Raw genomic sequence first — 15,872 nt, 5'->3', positions numbered from 1 at the left:
CGTTTTCCAAGATTACATCACAAAAAAACGCCCCCAGCGGATTCTGGGGACGAATTGTTCGTTTTTGGGGGATGAACTATGCCTTTCCTGCCGCTTTGCATTAGAGTCTGTTTTTAAATCGGAGAAATGCTGGATTTTTGCTCAGAAATAAGTGGGTTCCAGGGAAAAAACGCAAGAAATGCTGGCGCCTTTCCAGGATTTTTAACGCCGAAGCCACCATTTCTGGGCAAAACTGACCCTGTTTCGGAGTTTTCTAACTGACTCTACGCCTGGTTTGAAAATAGAAGAAATAATTCCGCTTTTATTTCACCTGGATGGTCCCAACAAACCAGCCCAGTTCCTCCGGGGCCCCTTCGTTGGCCAACTCCACGGCCTTTCCTGTCAAGGGGTCCGTCATACTGAAATAAACTCTGTACTCTCCCTGTGCCAAGGCGCTGGAGAGTATGTCCGCGTGAACAGCCACAGTATCCTGCTCGCGGTTTCCGCCTGTAAGAGCTTGCAGCGACTGATCAACCCGGCAGACAAATTGCCGACCCTCCTCTTGGTTCCAAAGGTTCAAAAGCAGGTCCGGTTTAGAATAAATTGGGGCAAATCCCGCATTGCGCAGGTTTACATCAATAGAGACCCATTTTGTCCCTGGGTCATATCCCATTTCCACATAGTCAATCAGCAGCCGATAGCCCAGATGCCGCTCGATATAGGTCCTGCCGTCCATACCGGCAAAGCAGCCGTCTCCTTGGTAAGAGGTCCTGGCCCACTTATCTAACACCGCCTGGTCATAATTCCGGTTAAGGTACGTGATATGCATGGTTTTCAACTGTCCAAGGGCCCTCTCAAAGTCATTGCGGGGGCTATCAATAATGACCTCTCCGCCATTGAGGACATAGCCACATAGACTCTCTTGAAACCTTAGTTCCAGGTCGCTGGTCCAGGCTGCGGTAAGGTCCGATCCATCATTACTCCCATAGGTGCCATAGTCGCTCTCATTGCCCATAATCCCGTCGTTAAACAACCCCAGCTTGGCCCACTGGCTGTCTTTTTGTAGAGGACTGCGGCTTTTAGTAATGCTTCGCCACTGGGCTGGAGTGCGCACTGCCAGGGGCACCCTTCCTTCGGTCACCTGGCATAGCTTCTCCATCAGCTGGCTCATATTCTCGTTAGAACTATACCGGGTACCGTTTCCCTCGCCCCAGTTTCCTACAAACGCGCCCTGCAAGGTGAATATATATTCCTGGTACTGTAGAATAACAGGCCCCAGTTGCTCCATATGGCCCAGGACGACGTTTATACTCTCGGGTTCATGCTCCAGATTTTCTCCATCCCAGTCATATAGAAACCGCACGATCAGCCTTTTGCCTGTCTCTATTAGGCTGCGGAACAAGACGTGGATGTTATCTATTCCCATTGGGCTAATCTCTCCGTCCCGGTAGTCTTGCAGGCAGATCTCCACCAAAACCAAAGCGTCTCGCTCTTCTTTAGTGATCTCCTGAATCTGTTGCGCATACTCTCCCGGCTGGTCGCTGATCCAAAAGGTGGAAATCCTGTAAAATCCCCGGTCAGGGTTTTTCAACTCTTTGGCTGATTCCACAAATTTCTGGGGGAAGCAGATAATTTTATCCTCAGCCGTTCCACATAAATACCACACGGTCACTGCCACAGCGGCCATGCACAGCAGGATGGCCGCCAGTGCGGCTTCTGGATACCTTTTTCTCCCCCGGTCTCTCATGCGTATAAACTCAGCTGATAGGGTGCGCTGGCCTCCTGTTGGAAATGATAGCAGACAAAATTGTCATCCTCGTAGTATACATTCATATTATAGGGATATAATTTTTTAAACTCCTGACACCACTGATATGCCGCATTCTCCACTGCGGCCCGGGACTCCGCCTCAAGATATGCCTCGTCGCTTCCCCTTTTCAACTCCATAACCTTTACCGAATCCCCCTCTGATAGAGCTACTGTTTCATACTGGTCCCCGTGGCTCTCATTAACATTGGAACCGTCCGCTGCCAGCCATGCCGGGCCCTGATAAAAATGCCGCTGCCCATAGCGCAGGGGCTTTTTTTCCACAAAGATAAAGATGTTTTGGGTAGGTAAGACATAGTTGTCTCCCTGCACCTTTTGCACAAAATCCAGAAGTTCTTCGTGCCATCCCCGGTCAATTATATGGTACAGCTCATCCGTAGGCGACACCACTGTATAGGTATTCTCCGGCAGCGTCTGCAAAATCGACTCTGTCACCATCACAGCACCGTTATATCGGCTGCACTCGCCAAAAAGATAATCGTGGTAATAGCCCAGCTGTAAAGCCGCCAGCCATATACCAAAGCCGCATAAAGCCGAAACCGTTTTCAGCGCCGCCCGCTCTCCCCAGCAAGCTAAAAAGGAAAATGCCATATCGAACAGAATAAAACACACTGCAATAAGCAGCAAATGCTCTGTGGAGCAAAGGCGCACCCTTGCAATGAGCTCTGGAATGCCCAGGTACGGGGCTGTGTACAATATCATAAAGATAACAGATGCTAGGACAAAAATCAAGTGGTCCTGGAAACTATTTTGATTTAATTTTCCATTTTCTATCCGTTCTTTTGACTTTTTCCACCAAAACGGAAAACTTATGGCCCATATTCCCACAGCTACGGCAGCAGCCACTGTAAACCCTATAAAGATTGTTCCGCCCTTAGGATAGAGTTCCTGATACCCATACTGATTCAAAATATTCAGGCTTCTCGCTACTGGCCCCACCAGCCGCGCCAAGCCCTTGGCCTCCTCATTCCCGGCGAATTCCTCAAATTCCGGGTCTAGCTGTGCAAGAGATTCTGCATCCTGGCCGCTGATGATATTCATCGCCCAGCCCATAGAACCCTGCAAGGGCTTCCCCTGGGCCAAAGCCACCCCCATGGGCAGCACTGCCACAAAAATCCCGCAGAGAACCGCAGCAGACAGAGAAAGCAGCTTTTCCTTGGTAAATAGTTTTTTGATATGACAAAGCGCCACGGATATACCGATAAAAAACGCGATCATCGTGACGTAAAAATGAATGGCGCTAGAGGCGGCCAGCGCTGTGGTGAAAAGCAGCAGATTTTCATCTTTTGGCAGCTGGCGCAGGTCTTTCCAAGTAAACCCCGCCCGGCTGGCACTCTTAATGTATCGCAATAGGAATAATACGCACAAAAACAGAGACGGCCCGCCAAACTCCTGGGGCAGGGTCCATTGCAGCCGGGACATGCCGTATATTTCATTCACCGTGCTTACCCGCATGGTAAGGAAAAACATGAGTACAAAAAACCCTGTATATTTCCACCGGAAAATCTCCCGCATCAAACAGTAGGCCGCTATCAGTGTGGCCCCGATGTGGACATTTTGCAGCAGCAGGATTACACTGTACTGACGTATGCCAAATATAGTGGCTATACCGTAAATAAAGCAGTGCATGGCCTCGGGGTACACACCGGCGGAAAAGATATTGCCCTGGCTTAGTTCATGAACCCACTGGCTGTGCACATACTGGTCTCCACATCCATAACAGAAGTTTTGAAAGGAACCCCAGGAAAAATACAACATCCCGTATACCACCAGCACAGCCAGAGCTATATATTCCCTTAGCCGGCTTCCGTGGGCCTCCATTAGCCCTTGCCACAACTGCCTAAGCCGCTCTAAGAGAATTGCACAGACCCGCACTGCCAGCTGTTTGGCCCCCAGGGCGCCTTTGGAAAAACGGCTGACACGGTCCAGGTGTCTATCCTGTAAACGCAGCCGATGAAAAACCGCCCCTGCCAGCAGCCCATAAATCACAATATTTGTAGTCCAGGCGTTGAGGATATGCAGCAGCCCCAACCCCAGCACCACTGAACTGACCACCAGCGGCTGCACAGTGGTGCAAAAGGCAAACCGATACAGCAGTCCTTTTCCCCTGAGATGCTTAAAAAACACAATTTGCGGCCACAGGTACATCAGCGCTCCATACCCCAGCAGCACTTTTATATATTCAAATACCCAATAGGCAGTTGCCATGCTTTTCTCTCCATTTCTGCATGTTTTCGCGGCCGGTCACAACAATTCTCCAAAAAACACCTCTTCCTTTTCTCCCTGGTTGGCAAAGGGAACCAGCGCGCCGTCCCGCTTCAGCCGGACCCGCAGAAACAGCCTGGCCGGGGGAAGCGCCGCACTCAGCGGCGCCAAAAACCTGAAGGTCCCGCCCCCTGCCCAGTTGTTCGGGTTAGCGTCTACTGGAATATCCACCGGTAAGCCTCCTCCCACTACCGGCTCTACTCCCAGCGTACAGATGGCGGGTAGGTGCAGGCGGCTAAATCCGCAGTTCTCCACAGTAATTTCCAGGTTCTCCCTGCACAGTCGAGCCCTTCGCACCACAAACCGGCATCCCAGCCGCCGTCCAATATAGTCTAGACCCGAGAGGCCCCGCCAGGGCCCTTTTTCCACAGTTTCTCTCTGCCAAAGCCCCAGCTGGCGGGAATCATAAGCGCTGTTTAGACAGGTCAGCCGCATTCGGGCCAGGTCCAGGGCCGCTTGGCGGTAACCCACCTTTTCCTCTCCCAGCACCGCCTCGCCGCAAACCGGCGCGAGTCCCATATTTTCTTCCTGCCAGCAGAGCTCTGCCTCCCGGTCCATATAAGTGCCCAGGTCTGTGGGAGATCCAAAGATGCCATCATTAAAGAGCCCCAGCCGCTGGCCCAGGTCTTTGTTACACAAGACCATTTCCCGCCACTGGGCCGGAGTACGCACTGCCAAAAAGAGCTGTCTGCCGGTGGCTTGGTCTAGGGCGGCCAGCAGCTGTGCCTGCCGCCCTAAAAACTTTGACTGATGCATTTCGCCCCAGCTTCCCACAAAAATCCCCTGAAGCTGAAAAATTTTCTCCCGGCACCGGTTAATGACCGGCCCCAGCTGCTCCATATGGCGCAGAATCTGGGCCAGGGTGGCGGGCTCATGCTCCAGTCCCCTGCCTTTGGTATCATACACTACCCGAAGAATCAGATCCTTATCCGGGAACCCGCGCAAAAGCGCCTCTGCCCGCTCTAAAGCCCCAGGTGGGATGTCCTGGTTCTGATACGCCCCAATGTCCATCATCAGTAAAGCTACCCGCTGGCCCTGGGCCGGAAAGATCTCCTGCTCCAAAGGCGTGGTTGAATCCAGCCGCAGGGTATGAACCTGGTACCATCCACACCCCGGAATATCCAGAGGCTCTATGCTTTCCGCCAGCCGTGCCGGCCGGAACCTTCTAAATTTCCACATCTTGCAGCCCCGCCCCTGCGTCGATCTTCAACACCTTGATACGGAACACCACTGCCAGCACACTAACCCACATACGGAACATGTACCACACCGGCCGCAGCCCTGAGTGCATACTCTTTCCCGCCACTCTGGGCCGCATCACTGCCGGAATTTCTTCTATACGGAACTGGAGCAGCAGCATTTGCATAATCATGTTGGCATCCGGGTACTTATCGTCGAAGTGGCCGTATTGGGCATAAAAGTGAAAAGCCTTACGGTTTAATCCCTGTAGGCCGGTCGTCGGGTCTGCAATATACCGTCCGGTAACCAATTTAATGCCGCCTCGGAACATCCGCAAGGCCATCCGCTTCCCCAGGCCAACGGCGTCTACCTCTTTCCGCTGTATAAACCGGGACCCCAGTACAATATCCGGTCCCTGCCCGTCTGGATCTCGGAACCGCAGTCTCTCCAGAATAGGCGGGATATTGCAGGCCGGGTGCTGACCGTCTCCGTCCATTTGGATTACATACCGATACCCCTGCCGCACCGCAAAGTGGTAGCCGGTCTGCAATCCCTCGCCATAGCCAAGATTAAAAACATGCGTGACCACCTGGCGTCCCTTTTCCCGGACCACCTGCTGGGTTCCATCCGTAGAGGCGTCATTAACCACCAGCACATCGGCCACACTGTCCATGCCTAGCTGGTCCAACTCGTCCAGCACCCCGCCAATGTTGGCCTCCTCATTATAGGCTGGAATAATGATCAGCAATTCCTTCGCCATCTTTTCTATCCTCCAACAGCCGTAAAATTCTCCGCTCCTGTCCATCGCCGGTCTGCCGCCCGGCAGCGGCTGCCCCCAGAGCCCGCCGCCTCTCTTCATCCGCCAGCAGATCCCGCAGGGTCTTGGCAATGGCATGTGGCTCCAGAGGGCATAGCAAACCGTCCACCCCTGGCTCCAACTGCTCCCGGTTTCCGCTGCGGTCCGAGGCCACCACAGGCAGCCCCAGGGTCATCGCTTCCTGTATGGCAATGCTCCTGCCCTCAAACCGGGTAGCGTGCACATACACCTGGGCCTGGGCGTAATAGGGGTACGGATTTTCCACTGCCCCCAGCAGTACAAAGTCGTTCTGAAGGCCCAAGGCGGCGATCTTTGCTTCCAGAGCCCGGCGGCGGTCTCCCTCGCCCAGCACGTACCATCGGGCGGCCACACCCCAGTCTTTTAAAAGTCCCATGGCCTCCACCGAGACCTCCAGCCCTTTCTGGTGGGTGAGCCGTCCCACGGTCAGCAGCCGGAGGCCTTTGTAGCCGTCCGAAAACCCACCGGGCTCCCGGCTGCGGACCCGTATCAGCTGCTGGTCCACAAAGTTTGGAAATACCTCTACCCGGTCCGCGTACTCTGGGTAAAACTGAATGAAAGCCTGAGCGGTTTCTTCTGATACCGCGAAAATTTTTTGAAAGCCAGCCCAGCAGCCCTGGTCCATGTCTCTTGTGTACCCAGCACTGGGGTAGTCAATATGGACAAAAGTCGCCTTGGTCTTGGCTTTAACATGGTCCGCTGTATAGTAGGCCGAGCCTCCCTCTATGTAGGCCACCGCCAGGTCGAACTCCATATCTAGGCGGGGGGCACTGTCCGAAATCACCCGCCACAGCAGCTTATCCGTCTGCACCCGGCCCCGGCGGAGCATTCCCGCCAGGGTTCGAACTGTATAAGCCATTTTGCGGAAGAAGCCCCCACCCCGGAAAAAACCTGAAAGGGAGGTTCTGGCCAGGGCCCGCCTACCTTTTTTTGTCAATACGGACTCTTTACAAAAACTCTTGTTCAGCAGCTGGACCCCCAAGGGGAGCTGACTGGCCAGCTCCCCTTGCCCTAAAAGCACAAAAAGATACAGCTGAAGCTCTTCCTTAGCCCGCGTTTCGCTCAGCTTCCTCAGCAAGGCCAACAGGGCCGTCTCCGCCCCGGCCCTGCTCAGGGTATTGATTACGAATAGAATCTTCTTCATGTTTTTTCAGCTCCTCAAGCTTTAAGGCCAGCTGGCGGTTTTCTTCCAGCAACAGGGATACCTGTACGGCCAGCTCGTCGCTGCGCATTAAAAGCTTGGAAATCAGCAGAGCAAACTGAAAGGCCCCCAGCACGCCCACCGTACAGATGCCAATGACTGCAATGCCAGTGCCGGCGGACAGCATCGCGGTCCAGCGGGAGAACACTGGCACAGCCCCTACAATGATCATGGCCGCGCCCAGAAACTCCCACACTACGGTCAGATTGGCGGTCATTTTCCGTTTGGATAAGCACCAAAACGCAGCCCCCAGCACAAGAATACCCACCACCACCATAGTGACCCGTAGAGTAATCGGAATTGTCATCATTTCCTCTCCTTTCTCAAGGCGCCTGTACCGCTTCCTCTTCCCCTTCTTTTTGGGCGTCCCGGTCATAAACCAGGCCGGTGGGCTCGTCGCCAATAACCCGTTTAAGCAGCACGCCGGTGCAGAAAATTGTTTTGTCCAGATTCTTTTCGCAGCTCCGCAGCCGGATATATCCAATGGTCCAGCCTGTAAACGCCCCGGCCACCAGCCCCACGCCATACCATAGCTCTGGCAGATGGGTAGCCAGGACGCTGCCCAAAAAGGTGACCATGCAAAACCCCACTGTCGCAAACACGGCACCCAGCAAATCGTTATAATAATACAGGAAAAGGATCACCGCATACATAATGAACACAATAAAGTATCCAGCGGCCAGACAAGGATAAATACGCAGAGTCAGGCCGGAATATCCCGCCCCCGGCAGCACCACAATGGCGATGAGGTAGATTACCGTGGAGACAATAAACTGGATGCGCGCCAGGCTCATCAGCTCGCTGGAGATTTGCCGGAACATCCTGCTCTTGGCAATTTCAATATCCGCCAGCTTGGCCCCAATGACCGCCTCGGAATAGATCTTGTACTTGGCATGGAAATTCATTTCCACCCGGGCAATAAAGATCACCGTGGCAGAGATATTGGTAAACATAGCCAAACACGAGGCCATGTCATAGGGCTGGTTGCACACAAAAGTATCCACCAGCACCAGACGCATGTCAGTGGTCCAGAACACGAAATTGTGAATATACAGACCCAAAATATACATAAAGTTGGTGACCACCAGGGCCCAGTATTTCTTGAAGTACTGGAACACTGGCCGGAAGCGGTTGCTGTTTTTCAAAAAGTACCGTTTCACCACCCCAAATTCCAAGATGCCGGTAAGAAAAAAGCCAGTCATCAGCCCAAAGAGCATACTCTCGGTAATGTTCCAGTGCAGCAGATAACGCAAAAACAGGGTGCATAGAAAAGCTTCTAGCATTCCAATAAGAAAATCCAAGGAAATACGCCCGTAATCCTTACAAATTGAGAGGTACAGCATGGAATAGAACGTGAACACCAACCCAATATACCCACAGAACCCCGTGAAAACATAGAACACCCGCACACCGCCTACAAAGTGCTCCCACAGACAAAAAGGCACCCCTAACAGGCAGCTAAGGCCAATGTTCATGGCAAGGCCCAAATAATAGCAAGGCAGGATGTCTTGAAAGCGCTCCTCATAGATGCAGTCCTCCATATACTTAGAGAGCACCGCGTTAAAAGGGGCTGCTGTAAGCAGGGAGAAAATGAATATGTACAGCACTGTGCAGGAGAACAACTCTCGGGTAACAAAGCCCAGCTGATTGAACCCCAGTACCCACCCAGCAATAACAATTTCTAAAATCACCAGGAACATGGGGGCCACAGTAATGGCCGAACTGTACACAAAGCCCACCAGGTTGGTGGCAATGGTATGCTTGCCAAACAGCTTATTCAGTTTTACACCAACACCGGCCATCTACCCCGCCCCCTTTCTTTTTTTGCCGGCCTTTACCGGGGGCGCTTCTTCCGGCTCCTGACAAAGGTCGTTGTACAGCTTTTCATAGGCCCTCCGCAGATCCTCAATTTTATAGCGGCTCACTACCCGCCGGTAGCCGTTCTCGCCCATCTCTTTACGCAGCGCCTCCCGGTGGGCCAAAAAGATGATAGCCTGGGCAATCTCCTCCACATTCATCACATGGGTCACCACCCCCGCAGGGCCAAAGTCGTCGCTTTCTCCCAAGATAAGCCCCTTGCAGTTTCCCACATCTGTGGCAATGGCGGGCTTTTTGGCAGCGAAGCCCTCTAAAATAGTCAGGGGCTGGCCCTCGCTAATGCTGGTAAGAATGGTCATGTCCATGCGGCCCAGATACTCGGCCACGTCGATACGGCCTGTGAAAATAACGCTCTCTGATATTCCCATGATCTCCACCAGTTCCCGGCACTGCTGAGCATACTCTGGGTCCTCGTCCCAAGGGCCCATAATCCACAGCTTAAGCTTCGGCTCCCGCTCGTAAGCAAAGCCAAAAGCCTGTATCATGGTTTTTACATCCTTAATGGGCGTTACCCGCAGCACCGCGCCCACATTGATAAAGCCCGCATCCTCTGGCTTTTTCCCAGGGATATTTTGGTAACGCTCTACATTGATACCGTTGGGGATAACCATCGTCTTTTCTTCTGGGCATTCTAGATCAATTTGCAGGCTTTGGGCGCGCTCATACAGGCTGGTGACCAGGTCCGCCCGATTATACGCCAGACGGGACATCTTGCGAAACTGCTCAATCCAGATATTTTTATAGATGCCCTGTACCCATTTTGCTTTAATCAGCTCCTCCTCCCGTTCCCGGGTGTAGATGCCGTGCTCGGAAATCAGCAGCCGCCCGCCGTGCAGATACTTGGCCATACTGCCCAGCACCCCCGCGTAGCCAGTGCATACGCAGTGGTACAGGTCCGCCTTTGGCACCTTCATTTTCAGCGTAAAGAAGAAGGGCAGGTAGATGGAGCGCATCATCCACAAAAAGTCTGTAAAGACCATCTGGCTGTAGTTCAGCCGGTAGCAGTCTTTTACCGCGTTCAGAAAGTCCTCCCCCATCAGCAGGGCGTTCAGGGAGAAGCCCGGGGCCTGGGCCATATTGATAAGGGTCTCCCAGTCCACATTCTGATCTAGCAACAGGCCCCGCAGGGCCCGGAACTGGGTTTTATCCATACGCAGAGGCCGCAGGCGGCGCTTGGTATAGTCCGCATCGTCCAAATAGACCTCGTGCACCTGCTTTACGTTTTCGGGTAGTTCATATACAAAGCGCCCCCGCAGGGCCCGGCTGGCCACCACGGCCAAAATGACGAACTCTCTGTCTGGAAAAGCCCGTATCATACTGTGCACCCAACTGGACACACCTCCCACCACATAAGGGTAACTCCCCTCTACCACTAAACAGATCCGCATAGGTTTCCCCCCTTTCCCTTAAAATTGATACCGCCGCTCTGCCGCTGCCTTGAGAGTCACCGTCAGCTCCGAGCTCTGAGTTCGGATCAGAAAAGCGTCCTCTTCCAACTTTTCAAAGCTGCCGCCCTCTAGGCCGGCAATCTCCTCATGGTGGGTGCGCAGGATGAACCAGGCGCCCTCTCCGCCGCCGTCCACTTTCAAGTGGATGACGTCTCCCTGGCGTTCTTCCTGATAGCTCAGGTTGAGAAAATTTCGCAGCCGGCTGTCTGTCTGGGCGGTAGTGAGTCCATCGAAAGCGTCGTACGCCCTCCAGTAATGCCGCAGGTCCCGGCCTAAGCCTCTCACCCGCTGGGTCCACCGGGGGTTGCTTTGGTCCTCTGGGTAAACGCTTTCGCCTACGTCCGCCAAAACGCTGGTATAGGCCAGAGCCGTTTCTAGGCAGCGCACCCGGAAATCTCCCAGGTAGGTGTGGTCCATGCCGTCGGCTACCACCCGCTGCCAGGTAACTTGACTGTTTAAATAGCCAAAAATATCACTGCCACCAGTATATTCGGCCACCACGGTGCGCACACACCCCAGCATCTCCTGCTGATCACAAGTGGCCAGCAGGCTCTCTAGCCCGACACTGCCGGCGAAAAGACTGGTAAACCGGTAGTCAGGCGCCTGAAAGCCCATAAATTCCTGATCAGCCTCCCACTTTTCCATCAGGTCCGTACCAGAAAAATTCACGGTAGAAAGACCCGCCTCGCCATGCTGCTCGTTAATCTGCCGCATATAATAGGTGAAGCTCTCGGCCTGGGGCAAACTGTCGTCCGTATAGTCATACTGGGGAGACATCATATAGGTAACGCCCAGATGATTTTGTTCATATACTGCGCCCAGGTCTGGCCAAACTAGGTCCCGCAAAAATCCCGTCATGTTCTGGCTGTAGAGAGCGTCTATCACCTCTGGGTTCTCGTCAGAGAGTCCCGGGTAGTTGGCCACCACCAGGGTCTGGGCATTTACCACTGGGTACAACATATAGGGCGAGGCTTGGGCTGAAAAGGCCGAGAGCAGTCCAATCCCCACGGCATCCTCCATATAGCCCCCATTGACCACAAATACATAGCCGCTGCCAGTACTTTTGCTCCAAAGGATGGCGGGGTTCTGCTCCGCCTCATCTTCCGGCTCCTCTGCGGGAATGCCCTGCATGTACACGGCAGTGCCCGCCCCCAGGCCGTACCAGGGAACTTCTAGCTCCAGGTCCTGCTTTTTCTCCTCTTCGGGAGTCCCGGCCTGGTAAACCGCCTCTCCCCCCAACAAAAAGCCCTTATAAATCCGGATCCCCTTCAGAGCGACACCTTCCTCCACCACCCGCCGGATTCCCAGTAAGCGGCGTAAGGCTTGATCAGCGGCAATGACCTCTGGCTCTGGCAGACCACAAAAGACTAGGTCCACCCCCCGTTCCACCAGGGATGAAAGCGCCTCGACCTCACCGAACTCTGTCCAATTCACTTGTTTTGAATCGATCACTACCATATGGCCGTCCGCTTCCTGGCAGGACGCCGCGTCCTGATAAAAGGCTACCCCCTGCTTGCTATACTGGGCCCAGGCATATGCCGTGCGCCCCACAGGGCTCTCTCTATCTCCTATACACAAAACATAGTCCCTTTGGCTTTGCGTACCAACAGACCCAACTTCTGGATTAAAGGCCTCGCTGCCGCTGGGCAGCTCACCGGCCTCTATCGCAAAACGGTTGGTCTGATAATCATTCAAGGCGTCCCTGGCGGCATAGGTAAACTGGAACATAAACAGCACCACAAGCATCAGTATAGAGATGGAAAAATAGTTTCTTTTAGAAATCACTGGCGCTTCACCTCCTAACTGAATGTGCGCACAAGCTCCAGGGTCTCGCTGTCCAGCACCACGTCAGAGTGCCGCAGGGCCTGTAGGGTACTAAAAAAGGCCTCTCGATTTTTCATCGTAAAGTACAGCTTTAACCGAACTGTATAGGCTGAAAGCTCCCCTGGGTACTGCTCCCACAGACGGGCAGACCACTTTTCGGCGCCTTCCAGCTCGCCGCACTCCATAAGCCGCAGGCAAAGGCACTCGTACTGCCAAGCTGGAAATCCTTCCTTGTCCTTCACAAAAAAGCTGGCCGCCACCCGCTCCATGATTTGGACATAGCGGCGCTGCTCCAGACTGGTAAACACCTGCTGGCACAGTACGCTGTTCATATAGCCTATTAAGTCTTTCTCGCCGCGAATGTCTCCGGTCTCCTCTTCCTCCAGTTCCTTTAGCTTCTTCTGGCAGGTGGTACGAAACTCGTCTAGCTTATCGCTTAAAACCGCCGCAGCGTAATGAGAGGACTCCGAGTCCTCCACGTTCAGTACCAGAGCAATCGCCGCCAAAGAACCGTCCACATTTCCCTTAATGGTGTTTAGCATCACCTGGCGCAGATCTCTCTTGTCACTGACCAAAGCCGCCTCTTCTAGGGGAACAATGCCGCGCTGGCGGTTTTCGTCCGCTTTCAAGTAGCTTCTCACCCGCTTTTTATCAAACTCCACGTCCTCCAGGTCCGGCTCCACCCCATAAAACAGCAGGCAAAATAAATGCGACCCTAAAAAGAATAGGGGCCCAATGACAGGACATAGCAACATGACGAAAAAGCGCAGGAAATAATTCATGCGCTTATCATGGATCACTTCTACACCCTCTCGCCTTTCCCGAGAGGTGCGTACAGGCACCATCACCAGGCAGCCCAACAGCAGATAGCCCAGAGCCACCAAGGTGTTTAAGAACACCACCCCCAGAAACACCATCTCTTCCCAGGTCATACTGCCGCCTCCCTTACAATATGGGTCTTATAGCCCGCCTCTTTGAACCGCCAGATCACCCTCATGGCTCCGTCCTCATCGGTATTGCATAAAAGAGCGTACAGCTTGCCGTCCTGCATTTGGCCTATGTAGTCCGAACGGCGGATATTTTTTTCTACCAGCCCGGCAATCTCCAGATGACTCTTCCCCTTGGTGGGAATCTCCAGCAGAACGCACTCGGTCAGGCCTTTGTCCCTGGCTTCGAAAAACGCCTTTACCAAATGCTCAAAGGCCTCCGCGGCCATAAGGCCCGAATCACCCACATAGCGCTTTTCCCGCATGGCATCCAGATACCGGTTGGCCCGCACCAGAGCATCCTGAATCAGCCGGCCAGTAATGTCCAGCCGGTTGGCCTCGGCCAAGGTCATGCGCTGCCAAGGGATCCCCCACACCATCAGGATGAGCTGAAGGGAATCTTCCGCATACACGCCGCAGGCAAACAGGGGATAATCTCCCTCCATGTTTCTATTGATATAGATCCGGTGGGCCTTCAGGTCGTCATACATCATCCCCATGGCCGTGTACTTAATGGAGCCCCCCAATTTTCGAGCGTCCTGGGAAGTAGAAGAAAACAACCGGGCGTAGTCCCCGTTGGAGACGGTGTAAATGGCGGCGTCCCGACTGTTCATCAGCCGGCCCAGCACCTGAGCCGCATAGAACAGCACTTCCTCTGGGGCGTACTGTTCCAGGCCCGAGGTGATCTGATACACCTTCCCCAAGCTATCTTTCTGGTTCACCACCTGTGCTTCGAAGCTCTGCACCGTACGCACGTTACTGTCATTTATTTCCGAAATGTCCTCCAGCTTGCCCATTAGGTAGTCGATTTCCTCCAGGTCCTCTGCCCTCACCGCCTTCAGCCGGTCGTGCATATAACCCACCACCATGCCTAAAATGAACAGTTGGGCCACCCACACATACGTGTTGGGGTCCAAAAGCACCTCAAAGCCGGAGCGGGAATATATTTGCCCTAAAAAGTACCCTACTACCGCCAAAAGCGCCGCGAAGATAGCCTGCTGCTGCCCATGGACCACTGCGAAAAGCAGGACGTACAGCAGAAGAAAGTCCAGCTTACTAAAGTACTCGCTGCCAGCCGCCTGGTTGTTTAAAATCATAAAGGGAAAGAAACAGATTAAGGCCTCAATAAAGGGCAACAGCCGCAAAAACCCTGCTTTTATGCTGTGGAGCAGTCGCCCCATCGCGCCTCCGCCCGTATCCCCCACACCAATAAAAGAATCCCGGTGACGACACATAAACTTGGCCACTTTTTCGCCGCCGGACTTATAGTCTGTAAAAATCTTCTGCTCATAATCCCGCTGAAAGCGGCCGCTGTCTAGGACAATCCGCCTGTGCTCACCCACGGAATTGTTGGCAATATCCACACCCCCGTCTATTTTTTCCGCCAGCTCCGCGGCCAGCTGCATCTCGCTGATCACCTCCATAGAGGAGATATTATAGACCTGCCGGGAAGGGGTGGGATCAGACATTACCTTATAGGCCAACTCCACACCATCGTTTAAATACAGCATAGAAAAAACATTGCGGTCGTTAGCAGAAATGGCGCCGGTCTTTAGAGCCTCCAGGCACATGCGAAACACGGGGTCTCGCTGGAGCACCCCCTTTTGCGGCACATAGTACAAATGGTCCAGGCGCAGGGTAAGAATATCCAGCCCTTGGTTTTTTCGGTAATTCTCGCAGATCTCCTCTCCCTGGGCCAGGGCCAGGGCCCGAAAGCCCCGGGGTGTAGCGGCCTCCTCCTCCCGGATAAACCCGCCATAAGAGCCGCTGTAAATCTCCTGAGAGGAGAGATAGACAAAACGCCCCTTTTGGGTCATAGCGTGGGCTGAAAGCAAATTCACCAGCGCCGCGGTATAGCGCACCGACTCTTGGCGGGGGTTTGCCCAGTCAAAGTTACTGTCATACGCGCCCAAAAACACCACTAGGTCCGGCTTAACACTTTCAAAAACGTCCTTTACGCTGTCATCTTCATAGGTGAAATTATAGCGCTCAAATACCCGCTTGTAATTTCGGGCTCGTTCCCGGCTACCGGTCAGTAGGTAAATCCGGTCGCCGCTTTTGGTCATACGGTCAATCATGGCGTCCATCAGCCGGCCGCCGCCGCCAATCAAAAGTGTGTTCAAAAGACTTTCCTCCCTTCAGCGGTTTACCGTAGCGCATTCAAGCTGGCCTCGGCAGCTTGAGAAAAATACGCGCGTATTTTTCTTTTTCTAGGGCCCGTAAAAACCCAGAAGCTCCTCTGTACAAACAGTCGGAAAGATGCTATAATTATAAGCAGCTTAGCCTGTGCCGCTGCCGCCGCGCGAAAAGGACCCTATTCACCGGCTTTTTATGTAAGTTGTAATATTAAATGCGAAAGGACACGAACCCGCCCGAAGGGGCGCGGAACGATCCGGACGCATTTATTTTTTTACCATAAACAGGCCGGAAAATCAAGGGAGGGCGCAAAA

11 protein-coding genes are annotated in these 15,872 nt (G+C 53.5%); all 11 read right to left on the bottom strand.

Features of this window, described 5'->3' with window-relative positions:
- Window positions 1-301 precede the first annotated feature (301 nt).
- The 11 genes from U8U68_RS16240 to U8U68_RS16190 are packed head-to-tail and all read right to left on the bottom strand — an operon-like array spanning window position 302 to window position 15,545.
- Window positions 302-1,726, bottom strand: coding sequence for a DUF4832 domain-containing protein (locus U8U68_RS16240; RefSeq protein WP_322202654.1), 1,425 nt, complete (start codon window positions 1,724-1,726; stop codon window positions 302-304).
- A complete protein-coding gene (locus U8U68_RS16235) occupies window positions 1,723-4,014 on the bottom strand; it encodes a hypothetical protein (protein WP_322202652.1) in 2,292 nt (763 codons plus the stop codon). The genes U8U68_RS16240 and U8U68_RS16235 overlap by 4 nt, the downstream gene beginning before the upstream one ends.
- 36 nt (window positions 4,015-4,050) lie before the next feature.
- Window positions 4,051-5,250: a DUF4874 domain-containing protein gene (locus tag U8U68_RS16230; RefSeq protein WP_322202650.1), complete on the bottom strand. Its 1,200-nt coding sequence runs from the start codon at window positions 5,248-5,250 to the stop codon at window positions 4,051-4,053.
- Entirely contained in the window at window positions 5,237-6,010 is a 774-nt protein-coding gene (locus U8U68_RS16225; RefSeq protein ID WP_322202648.1) for a glycosyltransferase family 2 protein, read from the bottom strand. The genes U8U68_RS16230 and U8U68_RS16225 overlap by 14 nt, the downstream gene beginning before the upstream one ends.
- Window positions 5,973-7,229, bottom strand: a complete 1,257-nt coding sequence (locus tag U8U68_RS16220) for a glycosyltransferase (protein ID WP_322202646.1) — start codon at window positions 7,227-7,229, stop codon at window positions 5,973-5,975. The genes U8U68_RS16225 and U8U68_RS16220 overlap by 38 nt, the downstream gene beginning before the upstream one ends.
- A complete protein-coding gene (locus U8U68_RS16215) occupies window positions 7,132-7,596 on the bottom strand; it encodes a DUF2304 domain-containing protein (protein ID WP_322202644.1) in 465 nt (154 codons plus the stop codon). The genes U8U68_RS16220 and U8U68_RS16215 overlap by 98 nt, the downstream gene beginning before the upstream one ends.
- 13 nt (window positions 7,597-7,609) lie before the next feature.
- Complete coding sequence (gene pelG / locus U8U68_RS16210; RefSeq protein ID WP_322202642.1) at window positions 7,610-9,088, bottom strand: exopolysaccharide Pel transporter PelG; 1,479 nt, start codon at window positions 9,086-9,088, stop codon at window positions 7,610-7,612.
- Window positions 9,089-10,552 (bottom strand): GT4 family glycosyltransferase PelF, encoded by a 1,464-nt coding sequence (pelF, locus tag U8U68_RS16205; RefSeq protein ID WP_322202640.1) that lies wholly within the window; start codon window positions 10,550-10,552, stop codon window positions 9,089-9,091.
- A gap of 18 nt (window positions 10,553-10,570) precedes the next feature.
- Window positions 10,571-12,397, bottom strand: coding sequence for a DUF2194 domain-containing protein (locus tag U8U68_RS16200; RefSeq protein ID WP_322202638.1), 1,827 nt, complete (start codon window positions 12,395-12,397; stop codon window positions 10,571-10,573).
- Window positions 12,398-12,411: 14 nt separating this feature from the next.
- Entirely contained in the window at window positions 12,412-13,368 is a 957-nt protein-coding gene (locus U8U68_RS16195; protein ID WP_322202636.1) for a hypothetical protein, read from the bottom strand.
- Complete coding sequence (locus U8U68_RS16190) at window positions 13,365-15,545, bottom strand: NAD-dependent epimerase/dehydratase family protein (protein ID WP_322202634.1); 2,181 nt, start codon at window positions 15,543-15,545, stop codon at window positions 13,365-13,367. The genes U8U68_RS16195 and U8U68_RS16190 overlap by 4 nt, the downstream gene beginning before the upstream one ends.
- Window positions 15,546-15,872: the final 327 nt, after the last annotated feature.

The organism is Acutalibacter intestini (assembly GCF_034334985.1).
In the GTDB taxonomy this organism is placed as follows: Bacteria; Bacillota; Clostridia; order Oscillospirales; family Acutalibacteraceae; genus Acutalibacter; species Acutalibacter intestini.
Note: the sequence above shows the minus strand (reverse complement) of the source record. Positions and strands in the feature narration are given on the sequence as shown.